Origin of the sequence: Priestia sp. FSL W8-0524 (assembly GCF_038005965.1) — a bacterium.
Lineage (GTDB): Bacteria > Bacillota > Bacilli > Bacillales > Bacillaceae_H > Priestia > Priestia zanthoxyli.
The window spans coordinates 1,149,288-1,173,436 of record NZ_JBBOUG010000001.1; the positions used below are offsets into that span (position 1 = coordinate 1,149,288).

A 24,149-nucleotide genomic window follows, 5' to 3' on the forward strand; every position below is an offset into this window, starting at 1 on the left:
TATAAACGAACACTCTTCCATCTGTGAAGAGTGTTTTTTATTTTGAGTTAAGGAGAGAAATAGATGAAAATTGAAACTTTATTAGTTCGTTCAGGAGTAGGTCGTGACCCTTCAACAGGTTCTATTACAACACCCATTTACCAAGCATCAACATTTGCTCATCCTGCTTTAGGGCAAAGTACAGGATTTGACTATGCACGTACGGCAAATCCTACTCGTACGGCATTGGAAGAAGCAATTGCTGCTTTAGAAAAAGGCGAAGTAGGAGTAGCATTCGCTTCAGGAATGGCGGGTGTAATGTCAGTTTTAGCGCTATTTAAAAACGGAGATCATTTAATTGTATCAGAGGATTTATACGGAGGAACGTACCGAGTACTAAATGAAATCTTTTCAGAGCAAGGAATTACTGTTTCGTACGTCAACACAGCCCATCTCGAGCAAGTAAAAGATGCGCTTCGTCCCAACACGAAAGCTTTATTCATTGAAACACCTACAAATCCAATGATGCACGTGACTGATTTGCCAGAAGCAATTGCGTTAGCTAAACAGCATGATTTGCTTACTATCATTGACAATACATTCATGTCCCCTTACTATCAGCGTCCTTTAGAGCTTGGAGCAGATATTGTGATACATAGTGCAAGCAAATACATTGGGGGTCATAATGATGTAGTTGCTGGTCTTGTAGTCGCTCGATGTAGTAGCTTAGGAGAAAAAATTCGTTTTTATCAAAATGCAGCTGGGGCAATCTTAGGTCCACAAGATAGCTGGCTGTTATTGCGCGGTATTAAGACGCTAGCGCTTCGTATGGAAAAACATAACGAAAACGCACTGAAAATTGCAAATTGGCTTACTGCTCATGATCTCGTGGAAAAAGTGTATTACCCTGGTCTTGAAACACATCCGGGCTATGAAATCATGAAGAAACAAGCAACTGGATTTGGAGGCATGATTTCTTTTGCTGTCTCACACCCTGACATCGTGTCAGTACTTTTAGAAAATGTTAAAGTTATTACATTTGCAGAAAGCTTAGGAGGCGTGGAAAGTTTAATGACATTCCCAGCTCGTCAAACACACGCTGACATTCCGGAGGAAATTCGAAATCGTGTCGGAGTAACAAACTGTTTACTTCGATTATCAGTTGGAATTGAGCACGCAGATGATTTAATTAAAGATTTGAAGGAGGCATTTGATGCATACCAACAATAATAAACATAGATTTGGTACGAACTTAATTCATGCAAATACAGGAATTGACGGTCATTTTGGAGCGGTTAACGTACCTATTTATCAAGTATCTACATTTAACCAAGAAGATGAGACGAACAACGGTCGCTATGACTATTCTCGTTCAGGAAACCCAACGCGTGAGGCTTTAGAAAACACTATTGCTCAGCTAGAAAATGGATACGCTGGTTTTGCTTTTTCATCAGGTATGGCTGCTATTTCATCGGTGTTATCTATTTTTGAATCAGGGGATGAAATTTTAGTTTCACACGATACGTACGGCGGGACATATCGTGTATTAACACGATTATTTTCAAAGTTTGGTATCAAAACAACTTTTGTTGATACAACGAAGGTTGAGAAAGTAGAAGAAGCTATCACAAAAGATACGAAGGCTATCTATATCGAAAGCCCTTCAAATCCATTTTTACAGGTAACGGATATTAAAGCAGTAGCAAGTTTGGCGAAGGAGCACAATCTCCTTACAATTGTGGATAACACGTTTTTAACACCTTATCTACAGCAGCCGATTGACCTTGGTGTAAATATTGTCATTCATAGTGCTACAAAATATATCAGCGGCCACAGTGACGTCATTGGCGGTTTAGTTGTAGTAAGCGATGAAAAGCTAGCGGAAGAAGTAAAGTTTGTACAAAATGCTTTTGGTGCTATCTTGGGGCCACAGGATTGTTTTTTACTGCTTCGAGGCATTAAGACATTAAAAGTTCGTTTAGATCAGCAGTTAAAAACAGCGCTGCAGTTTGCAAAGTGGCTTGAAGAACAATCTCTAGTGAGCCGTGTATACTACCCAGGCTTAAAAAGTCATCCGGACCACAAACTCATTTCAGAACAAGCAAATGGATACGGAGCTATGATTTCTTTCCAAGTGCAGGATGAAAAAGTAGCACGACATATTTTACAAGGAGTCAAATTAGCTGCAATTGGCGTTAGTCTAGGTGCAGTTGAATCCATTCTCACGCATCCTGCAACAATGTCTCATGCAAGTATCCCAAAAGAAGTACGTGAAGAAAAAGGAATTACTGATTCACTTCTTCGCCTTTCAGTAGGGTTAGAGGAATTCGAGGATTTGAAGCAAGACTTTAACGCTGTTTTTCAAAGCTTAGAAGAAAAAGCGTTAATTAAATAAAAAAAGGACTTCCATTAAGGGAGTCCTTTTTTTGTTATATACAGCTATCTAAAAGGTTTGTGTATAGGGACGTAAGCGCAACTTTTTCATCAGAGGAAAGACTGCTGTTTAGAATTCTTTTTATGCCAAGATGATATTTTACATACGGTGTTTGCCGAACTCGTGGATGAGTCATTTCATCTTTTAAATCTTTCAGAATGGCTTCGTGAAGCTGATCTTCACTTGTCAGGGCTTGTTTAGAAGCGAAAGAACGGTTCAACCATAGGGTCTGATAAGCTGCTAGTAAATGTTCAGAAGTCATTGTGCAAAGAGCTCCTTTAGATTAGTTTCTTCATTATAATAATCTATAGTTTATCATAAGTATTAATACGTGTACGTAACTTTTACAGAAGCGGATACAGTCAAGGACTGAGCTTGGATAGGGGGAGAGGCTGCTAATAACTTAGGCGAGGAGCCAGATGACTGATAGACGGGGCCTTCTTCGATTAAAATGGGGATTTGGTTAATAGGGAGCTGCAGCGTGTTGGCAATGGTAAAGGCCTTTTCTTTAGCGTTAAGCAAAGCTTTACTTATCGCTTCTTGTTCATATTTATCATCATTTGTAACGTGAAATTGAAGATCTTGCGCTACGTTGGCTCCGCTTGAAAACGTAGCGTTATAAACATCGCCAGCTTGTTTTACATCTTGTACTCTTACTCTAAACAAATGCTGTACTTCGTATCCCGTAAGAGTCGATTTTCCATCGCTGTAATCATATTTAGGATTTATAGTGAATGAAGCTGTTTCAATTTGCTGGTCGTTGATTCCAAGTTTTTTCATCTCTTGCAGCAGAGTATTTGAAACAGCTGAATTTTCTTTTAAGGCTTCTTGAACGTCTCGGTTTTCCGTGCGCGTTCCAATCGTCATGGAAATTTCATTTGGAATGGCTGAAGCAGTTCCTTCACCAGTTACTTTAATTTCTCTATTTTGTGTATCTACGCGCAGTGGCTGTGTAGGTTCGTAAGGGAAATAAGAATGTTGCATGTAAAAACCCTCCTTAATCCGTCTTTAGTACATATATATGACTGCAGGGCTTGCATTAAAAGCAAAAAGTACACAAGTCGTAACTTGTGTACTTTTTTTACTATTTTGTATGCTGTTCTAATACGCTTTCCATGTTTCTAAATTGATCTTCTACAGCTTCTGAAGGCTTTTTTGTTAACAGACTTACTACAATAACAGCCAGCAAGCTTAAGAAAAATCCAGGAATCATTTCGTAAAGGGCATCTTTCAATGGAGTATTTACCCAAATTAATACTGTAGCTGCACCTACAATCATTCCTGCAAGGGCTCCCCATCTAGTCATACGCTTCCAGTAAAGACTTAGTAAAATGGCCGGGCCAAATGCAGAACCAAATCCGGCCCATGCGTATCCGACAAGTCCTAAAATCGTATCACTAGGCTTTAAAGAAAGCAAAATACCAATAATTGCAACACCTAAAACCGCAGCTCTTCCGACTGTTACAAGCTCTTTGTCAGAGGCTTTACGTCGGAAAAATGTTTTATAAAAATCTTCTGTAACAGAGCTTGCCGTTACAAGCAGCTGAGAAGAAATAGTACTCATAATCGCTGCCAATAAAGCTGCATATAAAAATCCAGTAATTAATGGATTAAATAAAACATCAGCAAATTTAATAAAGATTGTTTCAGGATCCCCAAGTTTCATCCCAGTTTGATCCACATAAGCAATTCCAACAAGACCCGTTAACATAGCGCCAATGATTGATAGAATCATCCAGCTCATACCGATACGACGGGCAGGCTTTAATTCTTTAATAGAAGAGATCGCCATAAAGCGAACGATAATATGAGGTTGACCAAAATAGCCAAGTCCCCAGGCTAAAAAAGAAATAATCCCTACTACGGTTGTACCTTTAAATAAATCAAGGTAAGTTGGATCGATATTTTTTACAATATCCATTGTTGTTCCAACGCCGCCTAAGTCAGTAAAGGCTACAATAGGCACTAAAACAAGGGCAATGAACATAATAACGCCTTGCACAAAATCTGTTAAACTAACGGCTAAGAAACCGCCGAACAGAGTATAGGCAATAACGACAGCAGCCGTTACAAATAGTCCTATTTGGTAATTTAAACCAAATGCCGATTCGAATAATCTTCCGCCTGATACCATACCAGCTGAAGTGTAAAGAGTGAAGAAAATAAAGATAACAATCGCTGATACTGTTCGAAGAACCTTGGCATGGTCCCCAAAGCGATTTTCAAAAAAGTCCGGAATTGTAATGGAGTCATTCGCTACTTCCGTATAAGTGCGAAGACGCGGAGCGAGGATTAAATAATTTAAATAAGCACCAATAGATAAACCTACTGCAAGCCATAAACTTGAAAGACCTGTCACGTACATGGATCCAGGAAGGCCCATTAACATCCATCCGCTCATATCTGAAGCACCTGCTGAAAGCGCAGTAACAGCCGGACCTAGTCCGCGTCCGCCTAGCATGTAACCCGATACGTCTTGAGTTGTTTTTGTGTAGGCATACCATCCTATTCCGAGCATTCCTACAAAATAAATGCCCAGTGAAATATAAACACCAATATCCACCAAATCTCCCCTTTATGCATTTTTTATGCATGAAACGAGCACTACTCGCCATGCAAACATCTTATGGTTTCTAAAACTAACAAACTTTTCCCTTACTATCAACCCACAAAACCGTAAAATACATGAGGCGAAAATCCCCTATCCCCCTATAACAAAGAAATGAAAACGTTTTCAAAATAAAATAAAATAAAAATATTCAGAAACTTATAAGTGCATTTTTTATGCAATATTTTATGCAATGGGTAAAATAAAAAGAGCATTTTATAAAATGCTCTTTTGACATTCATGTATATTAGCGTGAATTTGGAAACACGCGGCGAACAATTTCTGAAAACTCGTCAAACAGTCCAGAGACTGGTTTACCCGTTTGAAGCTTGTCTACATATCCATTCATACGGTTTACAAAGTCGGGGTTTGTTGATACAAACACTCGATGAACACTGCCGTCGGCTTTTCGTACTTCGTGTGCGATCTTATGCTCCATATCTTTTGTGAGATTGCCTTCTTTGTTATCGTCTAATACAGCTGCTACATAAGCTGTATGGTCGGTTACGATTACGTTAGCATCTTTTACATTTTTTAACGCTACGATACGATCAGCTGCCACATCGGCTACTCTCATTCCGCCGGACTGATTGTACTGTTCTTTCTCATTACGCTGTACGTCTTGCGTATTATTTACGTCATTCATTTTCGTTTTATTGTTTCCATTTTCATATGTGACGTTGCGGACTGTATTATCGTCAATGACGCCATCTTTACCTTGATCTGCTGTGCTGCAGCCGAATAAAGAAAGGGTCGTCATGCAGCCTACAACAAACAAAAACGATTTCTTCATGATAGTATCACTCCTTATAAGTTTTAACCTTTCTTATAATTTGTTAAAAACGTGTGAAGCATACATGAAAAATATAAAAAAGCCTATACTATCGAAAAAGGAGGAATATGTATGAGTGAAATCCGACAAAGCATATTTGTGCTTCATACAAAAGAAGAAAACCATGAAGAAACAACAACGTTTGCGTTAACTTCAGAAGAAGCTAAGCTATTATTTGAAACTCTGCAAAATAAACGAAAAGAAATTATCGACGCCCATATTGATAACATATTGACGTAAGGAAGGTAAATATCTTGTAAAACAGATGAGCCATATGTTAAAGGTGGCCAAATATTTGCATTCTACATATAGGTATAGTATAATGTAAACGCAACCAAATATAATTAATACTATGTTTTGACCATATACTCGAATTAGATTTAGTGAAAATTCACTTGTTATAAAAGAGATCTACTTCGCGTAGGTCTCTTTTATAATATGTGAATTTTTTATTTACGGTATAAATGTAAATATAGAGTAACATATTAAAATTTTTACATTTTTTGGAGGTTTTTTTACATGGCTACTACAGGTACAGTAAAATGGTTTAACAGTGAAAAAGGCTTCGGTTTTATCGAAGTACCAGGCGAAAATGATGTATTTGTTCATTTTTCAGCTATCCAATCTGAAGGCTTCAAAACATTAGAAGAAGGCCAAAAAGTTGAATTTGAAATCGTTGAAGGCCAACGTGGACCTCAAGCGGAGAATGTTGTAAAATTATAATTCAACGCTACATATGAAAGCTGCCGATCGGCAGCTTTTTTTGTGCGAATTTGTTTTATTTGTATGATTAAGAAAATAGATTAAAGTAGGGGAGAAGGGAAGGCGTGAGTTCATTTCATTGCTGTGCCACATGTCAACATTTTCAAAGCATTAAATTGGATAAGGGAATGAAGTATCAATGCAAGAGACTAGGCTATGAAACTCGTCCTGCTTATCAGTTTACATGCTGGGAACCAAAAGAAGTAGTTAAAAAGCTAATGGAAAAACGAAATCAAAAAGATATTGATACATAACGAAATCGATCCCATCTAAAGACGAACAAATGGAATGGATTCTCTAGTATGAATTGCTTGTTACATAGCTGTTGGTTTCCGTGCAAGACTGCGCTTTCCGCGGGCGGGCGCTGAGCCTTGCCCTCCAATCAACAGCTATAAGCACCTACATACATGAAACCTAAGTTCACCATCACTACGAAAAAATCCGAACGAGTTGGATTCTCCATCAGGAATCTCAATTCATCGTTCGGATTTTTACTAAACTACTTTTGTTCCAGCCGCTTTTAATTATTCCTCTTTATCTGTCCCTTCCTCTGAAGGTAAATGCTTCCCGCAAAACTCTTTGACAGCTGCTTCTTCCTCTTCTTCTAGGTCGAAGTCTAATACTTTATTTGTTGAAACTTCGTAGAAATGAGTCTGGGCAATAGAAGTGTTATCTTCGCCTTTAATATATACTACGCGTAGTGCTAGGTCGCTGCCGGTATATAATTCATCCTCTTCTTCTACCTCAATGTATAAATGAAATTCATAGCGTTCACCTAGAAGGAGACCAAATGGATCCTGCAATTGTTCAGCTGTATATTCTTTAATTGTAAACATATGTACGTCCTTTCCATATATCAGTAAAATACTTGCATCATCTATTATAGTTTTTCTTTGCAAAGAAAGAAAGTGCATGCGTAATTCATGCACGGATTTATTCCTTGGTCATTCTATTTAGCGAATCTACTTGATGCGATGGCGCAAGGACTTCGATGATTTACTTAAAGATGGAAGAAACGCGCGTATGTTTTTGCTTATACATGGCAGCATCTGCTTTTTGAATTAATGTATCTAGGTTGGTGTCGTCTGAAGGCGCACATATAATAAACCCGTAACTCGCAGACAGTGCATATGGCTTCTTACATTCTTTCTTTTTATCTTCTAGCTGATTATTAATATTTTGCCATAGCTCGTGTACGTATTCTTCCGTTTGTTCAGGAGCAATTAATAAAAACTCATCACCTCCGTAGCGAAAGAGCGTATCATCCTTGCTAATATAACCACTAATTGATTCTGCTATTGTTTTAATAAGCCAGTCGCCTTCTCTATGACCGTATTGATCATTTACTAGTTTTAAGGAATTAATATCGATAAAACATAATACAAAAGATGTATCATTGGTTTTAGCTCTCAGCAGTTCCAGCTGCAGTTTTTCCATTCCGCTTCTTCGATTTAAAATTCCGGTTAGCATATCAGTTGAAGCGTGCAAGCTCAATTCATGCTCAACCGCTTTTAAATCGGTTATATCGGTAATACCTGCGAGTATGCAGCTTTCGCTTTGATACTCTAGTAATTCATAATTGATCATAACCCACTTAGAATCTCCATGTTCACGTGCTTCTAGGATGTAGTTTTTTACATGCTTTTTTTGTTGAAGACGTTTTAAAATCTCCTCTCGATCTTCATCAGTAGGGTAGATTATAAATCCGTCTAGTTGATCAAGATCTTGAGAAGCAAGATTGTAAAAATGAATAGCTTTATTGTTAATGAGCAGCACTTTGTGGTCGGATAATCTCGTTAATAGTAAAGGATAGGGATTAATTTTGAACAGCGTAAAAAAATTATGTTCGCTTTCTTTTAGCTTTAAATGATTCATATATTCTTTGTGACGGTATGTATAGAGAATATATGAGATAAGCAAAGCGATAGCAACTGCTGCAGTTGTATTGATCTGCTTTGAAATAAGAGAAAAAGAATCCGGTACATATCGTGATAAGCCATATAGTAAAAAAAGATGGTTAGGAATAAAAATAATGCACAGATGTTTTAATTTCATAGGACATAAAACAGCTGTGGAAATCAAAAGCATCATATAGACGTCTACGCGACCTGTGAAAAGCTGGCTGTTAATAGTAGAAAGTGCTGCAGCAAATACGTAATAAAATATATAGCCATATACCATGGTGCTTAAGTAGTTAGCAAATCGCTCTTTTCTTTTACTAAAATAATAGAAGAATAAATAAAGAGAAGAGAGAGCGAAACTAGTGAAATGAATACCAATTAGTGTATGTCTAAACTGAGATGTCCCCGCATGTTGAAGTAAAGAAAACCCTATATAAATATAAAGAGGGTAGGAAATGACAAGAGCAAGTGAAACTAGCTTGACTCTTTGTTGAAGCATTTCTGCATTCGTTTTATCGAACATTTTATCTTCATTAACTTCTCTTCCTGAAGGGAAACGAAATTTCTTCAGAAAGGAGAAAGGTAAAAGCGAAAGAAGAAATGACATGACCATCATCTCCATATCTTTTTTTAGGTATTTTAGCATGTTTGTATAAGAAAAGACATGAATTTTTTAGATGAAAATGTCTGCTTTTCCATCAAGAAAAAGCACTAAGAGTTATAGGAGTAAAGGTGAGACCAAAGGGCCCCACCTTTTTTTATTGAAGTTTATTTGATTCAGCATGCCGTACAAACATGGTTTCATCTTCTACTAAGCCGCAAGCTCCGCACTGAATGCGTTTTTGGGGTCCGTTATAAGCAGCGTGAAAGGCATCGAGCGTATCGTTTGTGTATTCTTCTACGACGTCTCCGCTTCTTGGGTCCATTTTTACAGGTTTTGCATTTTGTTCAATGATATTAAAGCGCGTTCGATTTGTTTTGCAGCTAGGGCAAAGATAAGGGCTTCCCATTTTTAACATCTCCTTGAAAAATTTACTGTATTAATACCATGTCCGATTCCACCAAAAACATACAAAAACTTATGGTTTTCTATCGAACGTTCATTCGTTAAAATAGAAGCAGGTGATGAAAATGAGAATACGAAAAAACTTACAAGAAGTAATAGATATCTTGCAAACGAATCCATCGTATCAGCAAAATATTGTTCATTGGCATACAATCGAAGAGAAAGAAGCTAAAACTGCGCCATTTCCAGCTTCTTTGCATACGAAACTGCGGGAAGCACTTGAAAAACGAGGAATTGGTTCGCTTTATACGCATCAAAAAACAGCGTTTGATTTGGCGACAGCTAAGAAGAATGTTGTGGCCGTTACGCCAACAGCCTCGGGGAAAACACTGTGCTACAACTTGCCGGTACTGCAAAGTATTATGGAAAACGATCAAGCTCGAGCTCTTTATTTGTTCCCAACAAAAGCGCTTGCCCAAGATCAAAAAAGTGAATTAAATGAAATCATTGAAGAAATGGAAGTGCCAATCAATAGCTACACGTATGATGGAGATACTCCGGCAAATATCCGCCAAAAGGTGAGAAAAGCAGGGCATATCGTTATTACGAATCCGGATATGCTTCATTCAGCTATTTTACCTCATCATACAAAATGGGTATCACTGTTTGAGAATCTGAAATACATTGTGATTGATGAACTTCATACGTACCGCGGTGTTTTTGGAAGCCACGTAGCCAACGTTATCCGCCGGTTAAAGCGAATTTGCCGCTACTATGGAAGCGATCCTATCTTTATTTGTACATCAGCGACCATCGCTAATCCAAGAGAACTCGCTGAACATTTAACGGGAGCTCATGTTATGTTAGTAGATAACAACGGAGCGCCTAGCGGCCGCAAACATTTTATTTTTTATAACCCGCCTATTTTGAATAAACCTTTAAACATTAGAAGAAGTGCTACGCTTGAAGTGCGAAATATTGCAGGAGAGTTTTTGAAAAATAAAATTCAAACGATTGTATTTGCACGAAGCCGAGTACGAGTGGAAATTATTTTAACGTATCTGCAGGAGCTCGTAAAAAACCAGCTTCAACATAAGTCTATTCAAGGGTATCGAGGAGGATATTTGCCGAAGCAGCGACGCGAAATAGAAAGAGGACTTCGAGAGGGAAGTATTTACGGGGTAGTCAGTACGAATGCTTTAGAGCTAGGAGTGGATATCGGGCAGCTGCAGGTGTGTGTAATGACAGGTTATCCAGGCACGGTTGCAAGCGCTTGGCAACAAGCAGGACGAGCAGGAAGACGTCATGGAGAAGCCGTCATTGTGATGGTCGCAAGTTCAAGTCCGCTTGATCAGTATATGATTCAGCATCCGGATTACTTTTTTAGCAGAAATCCAGAAACAGCTCGAATTAATCCTGATAATCTTGTTATTTTAGTCGATCATTTAAAATGTGCGTCCTATGAGCTGCCGTTTAAGCAGGGAGAAACATTTGATGGGGTAGAAATTGAAGACGTGCTGGAGTTTTTGCAAGAAGAACGAGTGATTCATTTTAGCGGAGATAAATGGTACTGGATGAATGATTCCTTCCCAGCTCATAATATCAGTCTGCGCTCTGCATCCCAAGAAAATGTTGTCATCATTGATCAATCGGACGTTGCAAATGTGAAAGTAATTGGAGAAATGGATCGCTTTAGTGCTATGACGCTTCTTCATGATGAGGCGATTTACTTGCATCAAGGCATTCAGTATCAAGTAGAATACTTGGACTGGGATGAGAAAAAAGCGTATGTTCGTGAAGTCGATGTAGATTATTTTACCGATGCAAACTTGGCGGTTAACTTGAAGGTTCTAGAAGCTGATAAAGAACGACTGGAAGGGACATATTCAATCAGTTATGGCGATGTAATGGTCAGCGCCATGGCGACGATATTTAAAAAAATAAAGTTTGAGACGCATGAAAACATAGGGTCAGGTCCCATTTCACTTCCGGAAGAAGAGCTTCATACAAATGCCGTGTGGCTAAGCTTTGAAAAAGAACAGTTTCACGAATCTGAAGAACGATTGGAACAAGCTCTTATTTCCGTGGCAAATGCCATTCAGTCAATTGCACCGCTTATGGTGATGTGCGATCCTTCTGATTTACATGTAGTGCCTCAGATAAAAGCGGTGCACAATGAACAGCCCACTATCTTCTTATATGACCGATACCCGGGAGGCATTGGCCTAAGCGATAAAGTATACGAACAAATGAATGATGTGCTAAGTCAAACTAATCAATTAATTGTAAATTGTTCTTGCGAAGGCGGCTGTCCGTCCTGTATTGGTATGGAAGCACAGGGAGAACACGCGAAAAGCGATGCGCTCGTACTGCTACAACAACTGCAAAGTAGGTGAACTCGTGTCTTTTAAAAATAAATTAAACCGTATGAAAAAGCATCTTCATGTTACAGAAGCGAAGCCTCCGGTTGAAAGTAACCCCCAGCGATCTAAGGGCGCGTCTATTCCCTATGAGCAGGAATGGAAGGGAAATCATGCTGCGCCTTACTTTGCCGAAGACAGCTACTGTATGATCAGAGAAGTGGTTTACCCGCTCTACTACAAGCATGGACATTATGAATTTAATGAGCTGAAAAAAGTAGTGGAAGTATGGAATCAGTCTACAGTTGCTCATCCGCTTTCATCAAAAGGCCACACATATTCAGATTTGTTTTTCTTTGATACGGAAACGACGGGGCTTAGTACAGGTACGGGAACGACTATCTTTTTGCTAGGATACGCAAGGGTGTTAAAAGATTCCGTCGTTTTTCGTCAGCATATATTAACCGAGCCAAGTGGAGAAGTAGCATTTTATGAAAGTTTTTTAAAAGAAGTAGACTACACGACGCTTGTGACTTATAATGGTAAATCTTTCGATTGGCCTCACGTCAAGACTCGCCATACGCTATTGAGAGATCATTTGCCCAAGCTGCCTAAGTTCGGTCACTTTGATTTACTGCATGCGTCAAGAAGGCTGTGGAAACATAAAATGGGTTCGGTTAAGCTTGCGAATGTCGAAAAAGAAATACTTGGAATTGAACGAGTTGATGATATTCCCGGTTTCTTAGCTCCCATGATTTATTTTGATTTTATTGAAACGAAAAATCCAAGAGGCTTATTCGACATTATGAAACATAATGAACATGATATTTTATCGCTTATTACCTTATACATTCATTTATCAAAACATCTCCTTACTAGTGAGGAGTTTACAGAAAAAGAAACATATGAAGTGGCAAGGTGGTATGAGCAGTTGGGGGAGAACAAGCACGCTTTCTCTCTTTATCAAGGCGTAGCGGAAAAAGAAAAAGAAGAGCATGAAAAAGCTCAGCTAGCGATGGCTTATCATTATAAAAAAGAGAAGAGTTGGAAAGAGGCAGTGGACATGTTTGAACCCTTGGTTCAAACATGTGAAGGTGACGTCGCTATAGAAGCACTGGTTGAGTTAGCTAAAATTTATGAGCATCGTCTCAAAGATGTTCATCAAGCACTTCTATATACTGAGCTAGCCTCGGAGAAGTGGAATCAACTCAGGGGAATGACGAAAAAAACGTCGAAGGAAGCGCTTGAAAAAAGACTTCTTAGATTAAAAAATAAATCAGCTAAAGGATAGGCTTCAGCTGATTTATTTTAAAATATTCAGAATTATTATTCTTTTGTTTTTGTAGACGTTTTATATTGTTCTATTTTTCAGTCATTGATAAAATTAGTCAATGTAAGACTGATTCTTACAGCTTAAAAACAGAACTTTGGTGAGATGGAGAGAGGCCTCATGAAAAATGTGATTTTAGTATCATTTTTCGCATTAATTTGTTTAACAGTAATTGTCTTAAGCAGTTTGAAAAATTCGTATAACTCCTTTATGTAGGTCAAAAATAGGTGTTTGTCTTAGTACATGTACATTACCCTTCACATATTGTAATAGTGTAATAACTAAACAGTGAAAGGGGAAAAAGGATATGTATCCAAGACCAACAAAATGTATGCCACCAATTGTGCATCCAACAAAATGCTGCACACAGTTTACTTCTCAGGAGGTAGTTGTACCTCACATTCATCCAAGTCATAATACATTGGTGAATCATACAAATGTGAAGCACGTGCATTACTTCCCGCAAACACAATCTGTTGTAAATGAAACTTCAAATCAACAGTTTTTTGGCGGTGCGCAGCAATATCCAACTCAAGTAGGTGGAGCAGGCTATCCAGGTCAAATGGGAGGCTACCCAGGTCAAGTAGCAGGTGCTGGTTACCCAGGTCAAGGAGGTTACCCAGGTCAAGTAGCAGGTGCTAGTTATCCAGGCCAAGGAGGCTACCCAGGTCAAGTAGGTGGAGCTGGTTTTCCAGGCCAAGGAGGTTACCCAGGTCAAGTAGCAGGCGCTAGTTATCCTGGACACAAAGGTTGCGGCCAAGGAAGCTGTCATACAAAAGGCGCGCATCAAGGACCTAATTCAGGGTATTTTAGATAATGTACGTTAATAGGAGCTGATTACATCAGTTCCTATTCTATTTTGTTACAAAGGAGTTATATAATGAAGGTGCTAACGGTTACTGGTTATAAGCCATTCGAACTTGGAATTTTTAATGAAAAACATCAAGGCATTACATACATAAAAAAAGCGCTCTATAAAAAATTACAGGAATTAGTAGAAGATGGATTAGAATGGGTATTGATTAGTGGCCAGCTAGGAGTAGAGATTTGGGCAGCAGAAGTGGTATTTGATCTGCAGCTCGATTATCCCGAGCTTCAGTTAGCTGTTTTAACACCATTTTTGGAGCAGGAAGAAAAATGGAATGACGTCAATAAAGAATTGTATGAATTCGTCTTAAGTCAAGCAGATTATGTAGATAGCATCACAAAAAAGAAATATGAAAGTCCAGCACAGTTTCGGTTGAAAAATCAATTTTTAGTAGAAAAAAGTGAAGGTATTTGTTTAGTTTACGACGAAGAGCACGAAGGAAGTCCTAAATATATGTTAGAAACGGCTAAAAAGCGTGCTGAACGAGAAGAATACCCTATTATAATGGTGACGTCTCACGACTTACAAGATATCGTGGATGAAGAAAAATTTTCGTCTTTTTAACGCCACTTGACGAAACATTTTAAAAGATAAATTGACATTTGAAGCTATTTTTGAAAAAATGAATTATAATAAAGATAAGGTTTATCGTATTCGAGGTGATAGAGATGTTAGCTGATAAAATTCGTTTAACGGCCAAAGAAATTTTAGAAAAAGAATTTAAAACAGGCATGAGAGGCTATAATCAAGAGGAAGTAGATAAGTATCTAGATTCTGTTATTAAAGATTATGAAGCATTTCATGAAGAAATTGAAGCATTACAAACTGAAAATTTACGCTTAAAAAAGCAAGTAGAAGAGTTATCTAAAAAGCCGCAACAACCTTCGTTTACCCCGCCGCCGGCTCAACAGCAGCAGCAAGCGGGTACGACAAACTTTGATATTTTAAAACGTTTGTCAAACTTAGAAAAACATGTGTTTGGAAGTAAATTATACGAATAACCTAAAAATAGGAGTTGCATTCAACTCCTATTTTTATTATACTAAGGAAAGTCGTTATCAATAACGTTCGGGTAATTGCTGCATCACATATGAGGATGTAGAGGAAAGTCCATGCTCGCACAGACTGCGATGTCTGTAGTGTTCGTGCCTAGCGAAGTCATAAGCTAGGGTAGCTGTTAAAAGCTAACGGCGGGGAAAAAGCCTAAGTCTTTTTAAGATATGGCTTGACTACTCTGAAAGTGCCACAGTGACGAAGTCTTATCAGAAATGATAAGAGTGGAACGAGGTAAACCCCTCGAGCGAGAAACCCAAATAATGGTAGGGGAACTTTCTGGAAGGAACTGAACGGAAGGAAGGACAAAATGGTTACATTTTGTAGATAGATAATTGCCACCGGAGTACGAGGTAGCTAGCCGCTTGCAGTACAATGGTACAAAACATGGCTTACAGAACGTTATTGAAAAGCAATCGACAATAGTTGTTATACACTATATTTTAATCCAACCCAGCTCTTCATATAACGGAAGAGCTTTTTTTATGTCAAAATGACAGCTTATCATAAGCTGTCATTTTTTTTGTACAATCAGGCTGAGCTTGTTGTCAGCCTCAGGTCTTAGGAGAAAATAAAGCTCTAGCTCGTTTTGAAAAAACGTTATCATCCTTAAACTAAGTATATAGAGAAGCGAAAGGAGGAAACAAAATGAAAAAAGTTGGTTTGTTTTTGATTGGAGCGGTAGCTGCTATCGTTCTTCTTGCAAATGCTGGCCCCATGGTAGGACTTGCGCTTGGCTTGGTTATTTTGTACGTAGCATTTAAAGGGTTTGTTAAAGCAGAGACCCCCTTTAAAAAATGGTTCTGGGGGTTTATTGGTGTCGTCGTACTCTTAACAACCGTTTCAAACCTTCCGGCTCTTGCTGGTATCATCGCAGCAGTAGTACTTTACATTGTATATAAAAAGTGGAACAGCAGCAGGCCTATAAAAATGGAAAAAGAAGATCCGTTTAAGCACTTTGAACGTCAGTGGGCTGACTTAAATCAAAAATAATAAAATTTCACTTTATTATCTAAGGAGATGAACAAAATGAGAAACTTATTTACTCGAATGAAAGAAACGATTTCTGCAGACCTTCATCAATTACTTGATCACAAAGAACAAAAAAATCCAATTGCTTCGTTAAATCACTATTTGCGCCAATGCGAGCAGGAGACTGAAAAGGTAAGGCAGCTTGTTGAGCGGCAGCACACGTTAAAAGAGCAGTTTAATCGCGAATACCATCTGGCACTTGACATGATGAAAAAACGTCATGAGCAAGCACAAGTGGCGCAAGCAGCTGAAGAAGCAGAATTACATGAATTTATTGTAAAAGAGCATGCTCACTACGAAGAGAGAGCAAAGCGTGTAAAAGAATCTTATGAAGATGCATCCAAGCAGTTAGAAGAGCTTGAACAAAAGTATGAAGAAATGAAGCATAAGGTAAAAGATATGCATATTCGCCGTATGGAACTAATGGGGCGCGAAAATATTGCCCGTGCGCACCATCGTATGAATTCAGTAATGAAAACGGAAGCATCTTATGCGTCCTACAGTCAGTTTGACGAAATGGAAACCTATATTGACCAGCTTGAAAATCAAATTAATACAAATTACTACAGACAAACGGTAGACAGCAAGATTGCTGAATTAGAAAAAAGAGTAAAATCATCGTAAAAAATCAGTGTTTCTGCATAAAACATGGTATTCTAAAAAAGGCGTAGGTTTCTGCGTCTTTTTAAGGTGAGAGAATAGATATCTGCAGCATCCAAAGAACGCTATGTCATCTACGAGGAGAAAGGAGAGGGAGCTGTGCAAAGCGTAAACAAAACAGAATCTCTTATGTTCATTTTTATTTGCAGCTTATTTGTCCTGTTTATTGAAATTATGTTTTTTCACAGCGGCTTGATCTTTTCTGTATTAATTGCCGGTGCGTTCATGTATATTGGGCGAAAAAAAATGAGAAGAAAATTAGGGCGTATGTTATTTTGGATTGGCGTTATTGGGCTTGTGTTGAATATATTTAATACGGTTGCCTTTAAGTTTTTAGTTATTGCTCTTTTCCTGTACTTTTTACTTAGATTTATTCAATTACGAAAGCATCCGGTTGAATTTAGACCAACTGACGAGTTGACACAGCAGCCAAACCAAAGTTTGGTGCAGGTCCGGCCGGTTTTGACGAATAAACTTCTTGGTAGTCAAAGAACCGAAGACTCCGTATACGAATGGGATGATATTAATATTCAAAGCGTATGGGGAGACATTGTGATTGATTTAAGCAATACTGTTCTGCCAAAAGGCGATGCGGTTATCTTTATTCGTCAAGTGTTTGGAAATATTAAAGTGCTCATTCCTTACGAAACAGAAGTATCTGTGAATCATTCTAAACTAGCAGGAAACGTAACGGTTTTTGGCCATCAGCGCGGCTTTTCGTTCAATGAAAATTTGTCTATCAAAACAGAGGAATTTGATCAATCTGCTCATAGGGTGAAGATTGTTACAACTGTTGTAATTGGAGATTTAGAGGTGCAAAGGATATGAGTATTCTTCAACGGCAGTTATTGTGGGGGATTTTCTTAAGTTTTTTTGTATTTGTATCCGTGCTCCTTACCGTGTTTTTGGCATATCCTGTTTTTCAACTTAGCGACTTATGGAAAACGAGCGTATTTGGCATGCCTTTTGTGCTGTTTTCCTTCAGTTTAAGCCTTACGATTGGAAGCGTGATTGGAGGAATCATGGGGTTTATGTGGAGACAGCAGTGGACATATGTTGAAAACCGATTATATGAAATAGAAAATGGCCACCGGCATATGCCGGCAAATGAACCGCTTATTCAAGAAACGTCTCGAATTATAAGCCGTTTAAACAAGGTAGATCATAAAATGATTTTTCAAGCGCAGCAATCTCAAAAGATGGCAACGGAAAAAGTGGAAAATCAGCAAAAGCAAGTGCAAGAAATTGTTTCTCAAGAACGAAATCGGCTTGCTAGAGAACTGCATGACTCCGTTAGTCAGCAGCTATTTGCCGCTTCGATGCTTATGTCTGCTATTACGGAATCCAATCTTACGCTACAAGACTCTGAAGCTAAGCAATTAAAGATGGTTGAAAAAATGATTAATCAATCACAGCTTGAAATGAGGGCTTTGCTTCTTCATCTTCGTCCTGCAGCATTAAAAGGAAAATCGCTACAGGCTGGAATGAAAGAACTGATGAATGAGCTTGCTCAAAAAGTACCGCTTGAATTAAATTGGAAAATAGAAGGGTTTGAACTTGATAAAGGCATTGAAGACCACTTGTTTAGAATTTTGCAAGAATCCGTATCAAATACGCTGCGTCATGCAAATGCAACAGCTTTAGACGTGCTGCTGATCAAACGTGACTTTTCCATTATTTTACGTATTGTGGATAACGGAGTTGGTTTTGATGTAGAAAAGGAGAAAGTCGGATCGTACGGTCTGCAAAATATGTATGAACGCGCAGTTGAAATTGGAGGCCTATTAAAAATTATTAGTTTGCCCGACAAAGGAACAAAGCTAGAAGTAAAAGTACCGTTAGTAGAAAGAGAGGAGAAGCAAAATGATTAATGTACTGTTAGTAGATGACCATGAAATGGTTCGTATTGGCGTAGGAGCGTATTTGTCGGCTCAAACAGACATTCATGTAATAGCTGAAGCAGCCAATGGCCAACAGGCCGTTGAATTAGGGCTTCAGCTGCGCCCGGATATTATTTTAATGGATTTAGTCATGGAAGAAATGGACGGGATTGAAGCAACAAAACAGCTCATTAAGCAGTGGCCGGAAGCAAAAGTAATTATTGTCACTAGCTTTCTAGATGACGAAAAAGTATATCCCGCTCTAGAGGCAGGGGCAACAAGCTACTTATTAAAAACGTCTAAAGCAGGAGAAATTGCAGCTGCTATTCGCCGTACATATGAGGGGGAATCTGTATTAGAGCCTGAAGTAACCGGTAAAATGATGTCTAAAATGAGAAAGCCGTCTTTACCTCATGAAGAACTCACAGCTCGTGAAATGGAAATTTTACTTTTAATGACACAAGGTAAAACAAATCAAGAGATTGCAGACGAATTATTTATTGCGCTAAAGACGGTAAAAACACATGTGAGCAATTTATTAAGTAAGCTGGATGTGCAGGACCGAACTCAAGCCGTCATTTATGCCTTTAAACACAAATTAGCGCAGTGAGAATCGTTATTCAAAAGAGAATAACGATTTTTTTTGTGAAAAACCTATTTTTTTGCATGTATTCATTATAAAATAGCGATATGCGTAAAGGCGAACGCTTACGTAAAAGCACTATTTTGAGGGGTTGAGCACATGGAAAAGAAATGGTGGAAAGAAGCTGTTGCGTATCAAATCTATCCGCGAAGCTTCATGGATTCAAACGGCGACGGAATTGGTGACATTCAAGGGGTTATTTCAAAATTAGACTATTTATCTGATCTTGGAATTGATGTCATTTGGATTTGCCCGATTTATCAGTCTCCTAACGACGATAATGGCTACGATATCAGTGATTATAAAGATATTATGAAAGATTTTGGAACAATGGAAGACTTTGATGAGCTGTTAGATGAAGTTCACCATCGCGGAATGAAGCTGATTATGGATTTAGTTATTAACCATACTTCAGATGAACACCCTTGGTTTTTAGAATCTAGGTCTGCTAAAGAGAATCCATATCGTGATTATTATATCTGGCACGAAGGTAAAGATGGAAAAGAGCCAAACAACTGGGAATCTATTTTTAGCGGATCAGCTTGGGAGTTCGACGAAAAGACAAAAGAATATTACATGCACGTATTTTCTAAAAAACAGCCCGATTTAAACTGGGAAAACGAAAAAGTACGTCATGAGCTTTATGAAATGGTTAACTGGTGGTTAGATAAAGGAATTGACGGCTTTCGTGTAGATGCTATTTCGCATATTAAGAAAGTGGCCGGCTTCCCAGATCTGCCGAACCCTGAAAAGCTAGATTATGTGCCATCGTTTGAAGGGCATATGAATCGACCGGGAATTCAAGAACATTTAAAAGAGCTAAAAGAAAAAACGTTTGCCAAATACGATATTATGACGGTTGGAGAGGCAAATGGTGTAACATCGGACAGCGCAGATGAGTGGGTAGCTGAAGATGGCGGAAACTTCAATATGATTTTTCAGTTCGAGCATATGGGACTGTGGGATAAAGGAGAAGAAAAACCGCTTGATTTAATCGAGTTAAAAACAATTTTAACTAATTGGCAAAATGGTTTAGAAAAAATTAACGGCTGGAACGCTTTATATTTAGAAAATCATGACCAAATTCGTTCTGTAAATAAATTCGGCAGCACAGCTTACCGAGTGGAAAGTGCAAAGTGCTTAGCTGCACTATACTTTTTAATGAAAGGAACACCGTTTATTTATCAAGGACAAGAACTTGGAATGACCAATGTTAAATTTGATTCTATTGATGATTATGATGATGTTGGGATGATTAACTACTACCGTATTCAGCGTGAAAAAGGCGATTCACATGACGAGATTATGAAAGTTATTTGGGAAACAGGCCGCGATAACTCAAGGACGCCAATGCAGTGGAATACAGAAAAAAATGCAGGATTTTCTACCGGAAACCCTTGGATGAAAGTGAACCCAAATTACGTAGACATTAACGTAGAAGAGCAGAAAAGTGATAAGAATTCGGTACTGAATTTTTACAAACAGCTCATTAAAATTAGAAAACAGCATGATGTGCTGGTGTATGGAACTTATAAGCTGTTGGCAGAAGAAGATTCCGCTATTTACGCGTATACGCGAACATTAGAAGGTAAAACCGCTGTTGTTATTTGTAATATGTCACCGAATAATCAAACGTTCGAGTTTCCTTCAGAGAGCTCATTTACAAACATAGAAGTGCTGATTCATAATTATCCGTTGGATAAAAACGAAACGCTTGAACAATGTACGCTGCACCCATATGAAACACGTGTATACTTACTTTCATAAACAAGTTGAGCAACCGATTGCGCAATTTTAAAATGGAAAGCTTTTAAAAACAAATCTATATGCGACATATGTAAAGAAACTGCTGGCTCTACCAAGAGCCAGCAGTTTCTGCATTTTGATAAAAAGACGGAGAAAGCTTTGACTACGGCGCATGTATATGGTACTTTTACACTTAGTGTAGATAATTAGAAACAAAATGAGGTTGAAAAATGGCGAAATATAAAATTATTGCAACAGCAGCAATGGGAATTGAAGCACTAGTCGCTAAAGAAGTGCGTGCTTTAGGATATGAATGTGAAGTAGATAATGGCAAGGTTATCTTTGAAGGAGACGAGCTTGCAATTGCTCGATGCAATTTATGGCTTCGTACAGCAGATCGAATTAAAGTACAGGTTGGACAGTTCAAAGCTCGTACGTTTGATGAGCTTTTTGAACAAACAAAAGCATTAAATTGGGGAGATTATTTGCCCGTAGATGCACAGTTTCCTGTATCGGGAAAATCAGTTAAATCTAAATTGTTCAGCGTATCAGATTGTCAAAGCATTGTAAAAAAAGCAATTGTTGACAGCATAAAAAAACATTATAACAAAACAACAGGCTGGCTCGAAGAAACGGGGTCAACGTTTAAAATTGAAGTAGCGTTATTAAAAGATGTTGCTACATTAACAATTGACGCAAGCGGTGCAGGACTTCATAAGCGCGGTTACCGCGTAGGACAAGGGGAAGCTCCTTTAAAAGAAACGCTGGCAGCTGCTTTAATTATGCTAACGCCGTGGAATGCGAATCGTCCGTTTGTCGATGTTTTCTGCGGTTCTGGTACAATTGCTATCGAAGCAGCGCTTATCGGTCAAAATATTGCACCAGGATTTAATCGTGACTTCTTATCAGAAGAGTGGCCGTGGATGTCAGCAAGCATTTGGGACAAAGCGCGCGAAGAAGCAGAAGACTTAGCGAACTATGACCAAGTGCTAGATATTGCTGGTCATGATATTGACCATCGTATGGTAAAAGTAGCGGAGCAAAATGCATTTGAAGCTGGACTTGGAGATTTAATTCAATTTAAGCAAATGCAAGTGCGCGATTTTACGACGCCGAAAGAATATGGAATCATTATTGGTAACCCTCCGTACGGCGAACGTTTAAGCGATCGTCCTTCTGTTGAAAAAATGTACGCTGAAATGGGCGAAGCGTTTTCTAAGCTTGATACGTGGTCGATTTATATGCTTACATCTCATGAACAGTTTGAACAGTACTACGGTAAAAAAGCGACGAAAAAACGTAAATTGTTTAACGGATTTATTAAAACAGACTACTATCAGTACTGGGGACCTCGTCCTCCACGCAACGATCAATAAATACAAAAAGCCAAGCGGTGTAAAAACAGCTTGGCTTTTTTACGTTATTTCTTTTTTAAACCGCGATAAGCTAGCATTCCAAACATGCCTATCCCGAGCACGACAATTAATAAAATAAACCAAAACGTAGCATTAAGCAGGTATTTATATAGTCCGTCATAATAATCATGCATGTACTCACCCCATTATGTTTTTTTATAGTATGGGCGAGTAGCAGGGCAATATATGTATTCATTTCTTTTCAATAGCAGGCTTAAAACGAGAAATGATTAGCTTATTTCTAACATATTTACGAAAGGGAAATCTCATACTAAAACCTAAGAGGTGATAAAATGAGAAAAAATCGATCAGCACGGGTTTTTGGCGGGATGATGCTTCTTTCATGGTTAACCATCCCTTTTATAGGACGACAGCATATTAAGCGCTATTTATCATCTACTATGTTTATTTCCTTTTTAATTATGGTTGAAAGCTATATTGCTGAAAAAAAGAAGTGGTGGATATTCCCTAATCCTCCTCATCCATATTTAACAGGTGAAGCTGCTTTACTTTTAGGTCCATTTTTAGCAGGTTCTTTATGGATTAAAAAGTTCACATATGGCCATTTTGGAAGGTATATGTTATTAAATGCAATCGTAGATACATTTTTTGTTTATCCTTTTCAACGAGCTATGAGCCGTGCAAAGCTTTTTAGGGTAGGCACATTTAAAGAGTACCATTTGCTAGGTATCTTTCTGTTAAAAGCTGCTTTAATGTACGTTTACCAACACCTAATAGTAGAGAAAACGAAACCTCAGCGTGCTTTAAAAAATAATCCTATAGAATAAAGGGGCAGGCAAGGAAGCGTGATTTTCTTGCCTGCTATTTTAATGCCCCAGAGGTCATTCCTGAAATGAAATGCTTTTGCAAAAACACGTACGCAATCAATAATGGAATAGAAGAAAGAACGACTGCTGAAAACAGCATAGGGTAATTGGTTAGAAATTCCCCTTGAAAGTCCAATAATGCAATAGGCAGCGTTTTTACTTCTTTAGATTTTAATAATAGCAAAGGGAATAACAGATCATTCCACACAATCACAAACGAAAAAATTCCTACTGTAGCCATTGAAGGTATGGAGAGTCGAAGAGCGATTTTTGAATATATTTTCCACTCTGACGCCCCGTCCATGCGAGCGGCTTCGAATAGTTCCTTTGGCAAAGTTTTCATAAACCCCGTTATAATAAACACACCGATAGGAAGCAAAAAACTTATGGAGACGATAATGACCCCTGTTAGCGTATTGACCAGTCCAAGCTTATTCATCAGCAAAAAGACAGGAATCATATTGACTTGAGTAGGGACAATCATTCCGCAAACAAAAAAGCCGTATACAATCCATCCAAGCTTTTGAGGTAGCTGAATAATAGCGTAAGCAATCATGCTTGAAAACCATAGAATAAAAAACGTGCTAAAGACGGTAACAATCACGCTGTTTTTAATATAGCCAAAGATGGGTTCATTGACGAGCAGCTGTTTATAATTTTCAATATTCCAGCCTGCTGGTAATCCAATTGGGTTGCTGTAAAGTTCAGGCGTTGTTTTAAAGGTTGTTAATAAAACCAAGCTTAAGGGCAACAGAATGATTAAACCGTATATCCCTAAAACCAGATGTCTGAATGGATTTTGTTTCATAAAAG

27 protein-coding genes and 1 other RNA gene are annotated in these 24,149 nt (G+C 38.3%); 19 read left to right on the forward strand and 9 right to left on the reverse strand.

Annotated elements, in window-relative coordinates; genetic code table 11:
- Positions 1-63 precede the first annotated feature (63 nt).
- Together NST66_RS05700 and NST66_RS05705 are read left to right on the forward strand one after the other, a co-directional pair.
- Positions 64-1,209 carry a trans-sulfuration enzyme family protein gene (locus NST66_RS05700; RefSeq protein WP_033578432.1) on the forward strand — a complete coding sequence of 382 codons (1,146 nt, stop codon included), beginning with the start codon at positions 64-66 and terminating at the stop codon, positions 1,207-1,209.
- Entirely contained in the window at positions 1,193-2,374 is a 1,182-nt protein-coding gene (locus NST66_RS05705; protein WP_340843195.1) for a trans-sulfuration enzyme family protein, read from the forward strand. The genes NST66_RS05700 and NST66_RS05705 overlap by 17 nt, the downstream gene beginning before the upstream one ends.
- 34 nt (positions 2,375-2,408) lie before the next feature.
- Here the strand turns inward: NST66_RS05705 and NST66_RS05710 are convergent, their stop codons facing one another.
- The 4 genes from NST66_RS05710 to NST66_RS05725 form a co-directional block, all read right to left on the reverse strand.
- Positions 2,409-2,675, reverse strand: a complete 267-nt coding sequence (locus tag NST66_RS05710) for a hypothetical protein (RefSeq protein WP_028414066.1) — start codon at positions 2,673-2,675, stop codon at positions 2,409-2,411.
- Positions 2,676-2,737: 62 nt separating this feature from the next.
- The gene (locus NST66_RS05715; RefSeq protein ID WP_154989268.1) at positions 2,738-3,397 is read right to left on the reverse strand and encodes an SIMPL domain-containing protein; all 660 of its coding nucleotides are present in this window, start codon (positions 3,395-3,397) and stop codon (positions 2,738-2,740) included.
- Positions 3,398-3,497: 100 nt separating this feature from the next.
- Positions 3,498-4,976 (reverse strand): sodium/proline symporter PutP, encoded by a 1,479-nt coding sequence (gene putP / locus NST66_RS05720; RefSeq protein ID WP_028414064.1) that lies wholly within the window; start codon positions 4,974-4,976, stop codon positions 3,498-3,500.
- A gap of 292 nt (positions 4,977-5,268) precedes the next feature.
- Positions 5,269-5,814 (reverse strand): YhcN/YlaJ family sporulation lipoprotein, encoded by a 546-nt coding sequence (locus NST66_RS05725; protein ID WP_340843196.1) that lies wholly within the window; start codon positions 5,812-5,814, stop codon positions 5,269-5,271.
- Between the two features lie 111 nt (positions 5,815-5,925).
- On the opposite strand from NST66_RS05725, the gene NST66_RS05730 reads away from it, so the two are divergent.
- From NST66_RS05730 to NST66_RS05740, 3 genes are all read left to right on the forward strand, one after another.
- Positions 5,926-6,093, forward strand: coding sequence for a hypothetical protein (locus NST66_RS05730; protein ID WP_340843197.1), 168 nt, complete (start codon positions 5,926-5,928; stop codon positions 6,091-6,093).
- 279 nt (positions 6,094-6,372) lie between these two features.
- Positions 6,373-6,576, forward strand: a complete 204-nt coding sequence (locus tag NST66_RS05735; RefSeq protein ID WP_013056130.1) for a cold-shock protein — start codon at positions 6,373-6,375, stop codon at positions 6,574-6,576.
- Positions 6,577-6,680: 104 nt separating this feature from the next.
- Positions 6,681-6,869, forward strand: a complete 189-nt coding sequence (locus tag NST66_RS05740) for a hypothetical protein (RefSeq protein WP_028414062.1) — start codon at positions 6,681-6,683, stop codon at positions 6,867-6,869.
- A 270-nt stretch (positions 6,870-7,139) separates the two neighbouring features.
- Here the strand turns inward: NST66_RS05740 and NST66_RS05745 are convergent, their stop codons facing one another.
- The 3 genes from NST66_RS05745 to NST66_RS05755 form a co-directional block, all read right to left on the reverse strand.
- The gene (locus NST66_RS05745; RefSeq protein WP_028414061.1) at positions 7,140-7,451 is read right to left on the reverse strand and encodes a DUF6509 family protein; all 312 of its coding nucleotides are present in this window, start codon (positions 7,449-7,451) and stop codon (positions 7,140-7,142) included.
- 160 nt (positions 7,452-7,611) lie between these two features.
- A complete protein-coding gene (locus NST66_RS05750) occupies positions 7,612-9,123 on the reverse strand; it encodes a sensor domain-containing diguanylate cyclase (protein ID WP_340843198.1) in 1,512 nt (503 codons plus the stop codon).
- 151 nt (positions 9,124-9,274) lie between these two features.
- On the reverse strand, positions 9,275-9,526 hold the full coding sequence (locus NST66_RS05755) for a hypothetical protein (protein ID WP_013056134.1): 252 nt from the start codon (positions 9,524-9,526) through the stop codon (positions 9,275-9,277).
- Between the two features lie 121 nt (positions 9,527-9,647).
- On the opposite strand from NST66_RS05755, the gene NST66_RS05760 reads away from it, so the two are divergent.
- The 13 genes from NST66_RS05760 (at position 9,648) to NST66_RS05820 (ending at position 22,470) form a co-directional block, all read left to right on the forward strand.
- Positions 9,648-11,918 (forward strand): DEAD/DEAH box helicase, encoded by a 2,271-nt coding sequence (locus NST66_RS05760; protein WP_340843199.1) that lies wholly within the window; start codon positions 9,648-9,650, stop codon positions 11,916-11,918.
- 4 nt (positions 11,919-11,922) lie between these two features.
- Positions 11,923-13,173, forward strand: coding sequence for a ribonuclease H-like domain-containing protein (locus tag NST66_RS05765; RefSeq protein WP_340843200.1), 1,251 nt, complete (start codon positions 11,923-11,925; stop codon positions 13,171-13,173).
- 346 nt (positions 13,174-13,519) lie between these two features.
- Positions 13,520-14,029, forward strand: coding sequence for a spore coat protein (locus tag NST66_RS05770; protein ID WP_034266527.1), 510 nt, complete (start codon positions 13,520-13,522; stop codon positions 14,027-14,029).
- Positions 14,030-14,092: 63 nt separating this feature from the next.
- Positions 14,093-14,644: a DUF1273 domain-containing protein gene (locus NST66_RS05775; protein ID WP_028414057.1), complete on the forward strand. Its 552-nt coding sequence runs from the start codon at positions 14,093-14,095 to the stop codon at positions 14,642-14,644.
- A gap of 104 nt (positions 14,645-14,748) precedes the next feature.
- The gene (gpsB, locus tag NST66_RS05780; RefSeq protein ID WP_013056140.1) at positions 14,749-15,081 is read left to right on the forward strand and encodes a cell division regulator GpsB; all 333 of its coding nucleotides are present in this window, start codon (positions 14,749-14,751) and stop codon (positions 15,079-15,081) included.
- 63 nt (positions 15,082-15,144) lie between these two features.
- Positions 15,145-15,533: RNase P RNA component class B (gene rnpB, locus NST66_RS05785), an RNA gene on the forward strand.
- Positions 15,534-15,781: 248 nt separating this feature from the next.
- On the forward strand, positions 15,782-16,126 hold the full coding sequence (locus NST66_RS05790; RefSeq protein ID WP_028414056.1) for a lmo0954 family membrane protein: 345 nt from the start codon (positions 15,782-15,784) through the stop codon (positions 16,124-16,126).
- 36 nt (positions 16,127-16,162) lie between these two features.
- Complete coding sequence (locus tag NST66_RS05795; protein ID WP_028414055.1) at positions 16,163-16,789, forward strand: PspA/IM30 family protein; 627 nt, start codon at positions 16,163-16,165, stop codon at positions 16,787-16,789.
- A 135-nt stretch (positions 16,790-16,924) separates the two neighbouring features.
- Positions 16,925-17,653 (forward strand): cell wall-active antibiotics response protein LiaF, encoded by a 729-nt coding sequence (gene liaF / locus NST66_RS05800; RefSeq protein WP_028414054.1) that lies wholly within the window; start codon positions 16,925-16,927, stop codon positions 17,651-17,653.
- Positions 17,650-18,696 (forward strand): sensor histidine kinase, encoded by a 1,047-nt coding sequence (locus NST66_RS05805; RefSeq protein WP_311265142.1) that lies wholly within the window; start codon positions 17,650-17,652, stop codon positions 18,694-18,696. Before liaF ends, NST66_RS05805 begins: the two co-directional genes overlap by 4 nt.
- Positions 18,689-19,315 carry a response regulator gene (locus tag NST66_RS05810; RefSeq protein WP_028414052.1) on the forward strand — a complete coding sequence of 209 codons (627 nt, stop codon included), beginning with the start codon at positions 18,689-18,691 and terminating at the stop codon, positions 19,313-19,315. The genes NST66_RS05805 and NST66_RS05810 overlap by 8 nt, the downstream gene beginning before the upstream one ends.
- A gap of 132 nt (positions 19,316-19,447) precedes the next feature.
- Positions 19,448-21,115: a glycoside hydrolase family 13 protein gene (locus tag NST66_RS05815; protein ID WP_028414051.1), complete on the forward strand. Its 1,668-nt coding sequence runs from the start codon at positions 19,448-19,450 to the stop codon at positions 21,113-21,115.
- A gap of 209 nt (positions 21,116-21,324) precedes the next feature.
- Positions 21,325-22,470: a THUMP domain-containing class I SAM-dependent RNA methyltransferase gene (locus NST66_RS05820; RefSeq protein WP_340843201.1), complete on the forward strand. Its 1,146-nt coding sequence runs from the start codon at positions 21,325-21,327 to the stop codon at positions 22,468-22,470.
- Between the two features lie 44 nt (positions 22,471-22,514).
- On the opposite strand, the gene NST66_RS05825 is transcribed toward NST66_RS05820, so the two are convergent.
- Positions 22,515-22,643 carry a hypothetical protein gene (locus NST66_RS05825; protein WP_013056148.1) on the reverse strand — a complete coding sequence of 43 codons (129 nt, stop codon included), beginning with the start codon at positions 22,641-22,643 and terminating at the stop codon, positions 22,515-22,517.
- Positions 22,644-22,802: 159 nt separating this feature from the next.
- Here NST66_RS05825 and NST66_RS05830 point away from each other — a divergent pair, with 159 nt between their 5' ends.
- Complete coding sequence (locus tag NST66_RS05830; protein WP_033578441.1) at positions 22,803-23,297, forward strand: hypothetical protein; 495 nt, start codon at positions 22,803-22,805, stop codon at positions 23,295-23,297.
- A gap of 34 nt (positions 23,298-23,331) precedes the next feature.
- On the opposite strand, the gene NST66_RS05835 is transcribed toward NST66_RS05830, so the two are convergent.
- Positions 23,332-24,144 (reverse strand): carbohydrate ABC transporter permease, encoded by an 813-nt coding sequence (locus NST66_RS05835; protein ID WP_049163666.1) that lies wholly within the window; start codon positions 24,142-24,144, stop codon positions 23,332-23,334.
- Positions 24,145-24,149 lie beyond the last annotated feature (5 nt).

What these genes read in the sequence shown, in the direction of transcription:
- NST66_RS05700 (WP_033578432.1), top strand. Translation starts at nt 64, where the DNA reads ATGAAAATTGAAACTTTATTAGTTCGTTCAGGAGTAGGTCGTGACCCT.
- NST66_RS05705 (WP_340843195.1), top strand. Translation starts at nt 1,193, where the DNA reads ATGCATACCAACAATAATAAACATAGATTTGGTACGAACTTAATTCAT.
- NST66_RS05710 (WP_028414066.1), bottom strand. Translation starts at nt 2,675, where the DNA reads ATGACTTCTGAACATTTACTAGCAGCTTATCAGACCCTATGGTTGAAC.
- NST66_RS05715 (WP_154989268.1), bottom strand. Translation starts at nt 3,397, where the DNA reads ATGCAACATTCTTATTTCCCTTACGAACCTACACAGCCACTGCGCGTA.
- NST66_RS05725 (WP_340843196.1), bottom strand. Translation starts at nt 5,814, where the DNA reads ATGAAGAAATCGTTTTTGTTTGTTGTAGGCTGCATGACGACCCTTTCT.
- NST66_RS05730 (WP_340843197.1), top strand. Translation starts at nt 5,926, where the DNA reads ATGAGTGAAATCCGACAAAGCATATTTGTGCTTCATACAAAAGAAGAA.
- NST66_RS05735 (WP_013056130.1), top strand. Translation starts at nt 6,373, where the DNA reads ATGGCTACTACAGGTACAGTAAAATGGTTTAACAGTGAAAAAGGCTTC.
- NST66_RS05745 (WP_028414061.1), bottom strand. Translation starts at nt 7,451, where the DNA reads ATGTTTACAATTAAAGAATATACAGCTGAACAATTGCAGGATCCATTT.
- NST66_RS05750 (WP_340843198.1), bottom strand. Translation starts at nt 9,123, where the DNA reads ATGTCATTTCTTCTTTCGCTTTTACCTTTCTCCTTTCTGAAGAAATTT.
- NST66_RS05755 (WP_013056134.1), bottom strand. Translation starts at nt 9,526, where the DNA reads ATGGGAAGCCCTTATCTTTGCCCTAGCTGCAAAACAAATCGAACGCGC.
- NST66_RS05760 (WP_340843199.1), top strand. Translation starts at nt 9,648, where the DNA reads ATGAGAATACGAAAAAACTTACAAGAAGTAATAGATATCTTGCAAACG.
- NST66_RS05770 (WP_034266527.1), top strand. Translation starts at nt 13,520, where the DNA reads ATGTATCCAAGACCAACAAAATGTATGCCACCAATTGTGCATCCAACA.
- NST66_RS05775 (WP_028414057.1), top strand. Translation starts at nt 14,093, where the DNA reads ATGAAGGTGCTAACGGTTACTGGTTATAAGCCATTCGAACTTGGAATT.
- gpsB (WP_013056140.1), top strand. Translation starts at nt 14,749, where the DNA reads ATGTTAGCTGATAAAATTCGTTTAACGGCCAAAGAAATTTTAGAAAAA.
- NST66_RS05790 (WP_028414056.1), top strand. Translation starts at nt 15,782, where the DNA reads ATGAAAAAAGTTGGTTTGTTTTTGATTGGAGCGGTAGCTGCTATCGTT.
- NST66_RS05795 (WP_028414055.1), top strand. Translation starts at nt 16,163, where the DNA reads ATGAGAAACTTATTTACTCGAATGAAAGAAACGATTTCTGCAGACCTT.
- NST66_RS05805 (WP_311265142.1), top strand. Translation starts at nt 17,650, where the DNA reads ATGAGTATTCTTCAACGGCAGTTATTGTGGGGGATTTTCTTAAGTTTT.
- NST66_RS05810 (WP_028414052.1), top strand. Translation starts at nt 18,689, where the DNA reads ATGATTAATGTACTGTTAGTAGATGACCATGAAATGGTTCGTATTGGC.
- NST66_RS05815 (WP_028414051.1), top strand. Translation starts at nt 19,448, where the DNA reads ATGGAAAAGAAATGGTGGAAAGAAGCTGTTGCGTATCAAATCTATCCG.
- NST66_RS05820 (WP_340843201.1), top strand. Translation starts at nt 21,325, where the DNA reads ATGGCGAAATATAAAATTATTGCAACAGCAGCAATGGGAATTGAAGCA.
- NST66_RS05825 (WP_013056148.1), bottom strand. Translation starts at nt 22,643, where the DNA reads ATGCATGATTATTATGACGGACTATATAAATACCTGCTTAATGCTACG.
- NST66_RS05830 (WP_033578441.1), top strand. Translation starts at nt 22,803, where the DNA reads ATGAGAAAAAATCGATCAGCACGGGTTTTTGGCGGGATGATGCTTCTT.
- NST66_RS05835 (WP_049163666.1), bottom strand. Translation starts at nt 24,144, where the DNA reads ATGAAACAAAATCCATTCAGACATCTGGTTTTAGGGATATACGGTTTA.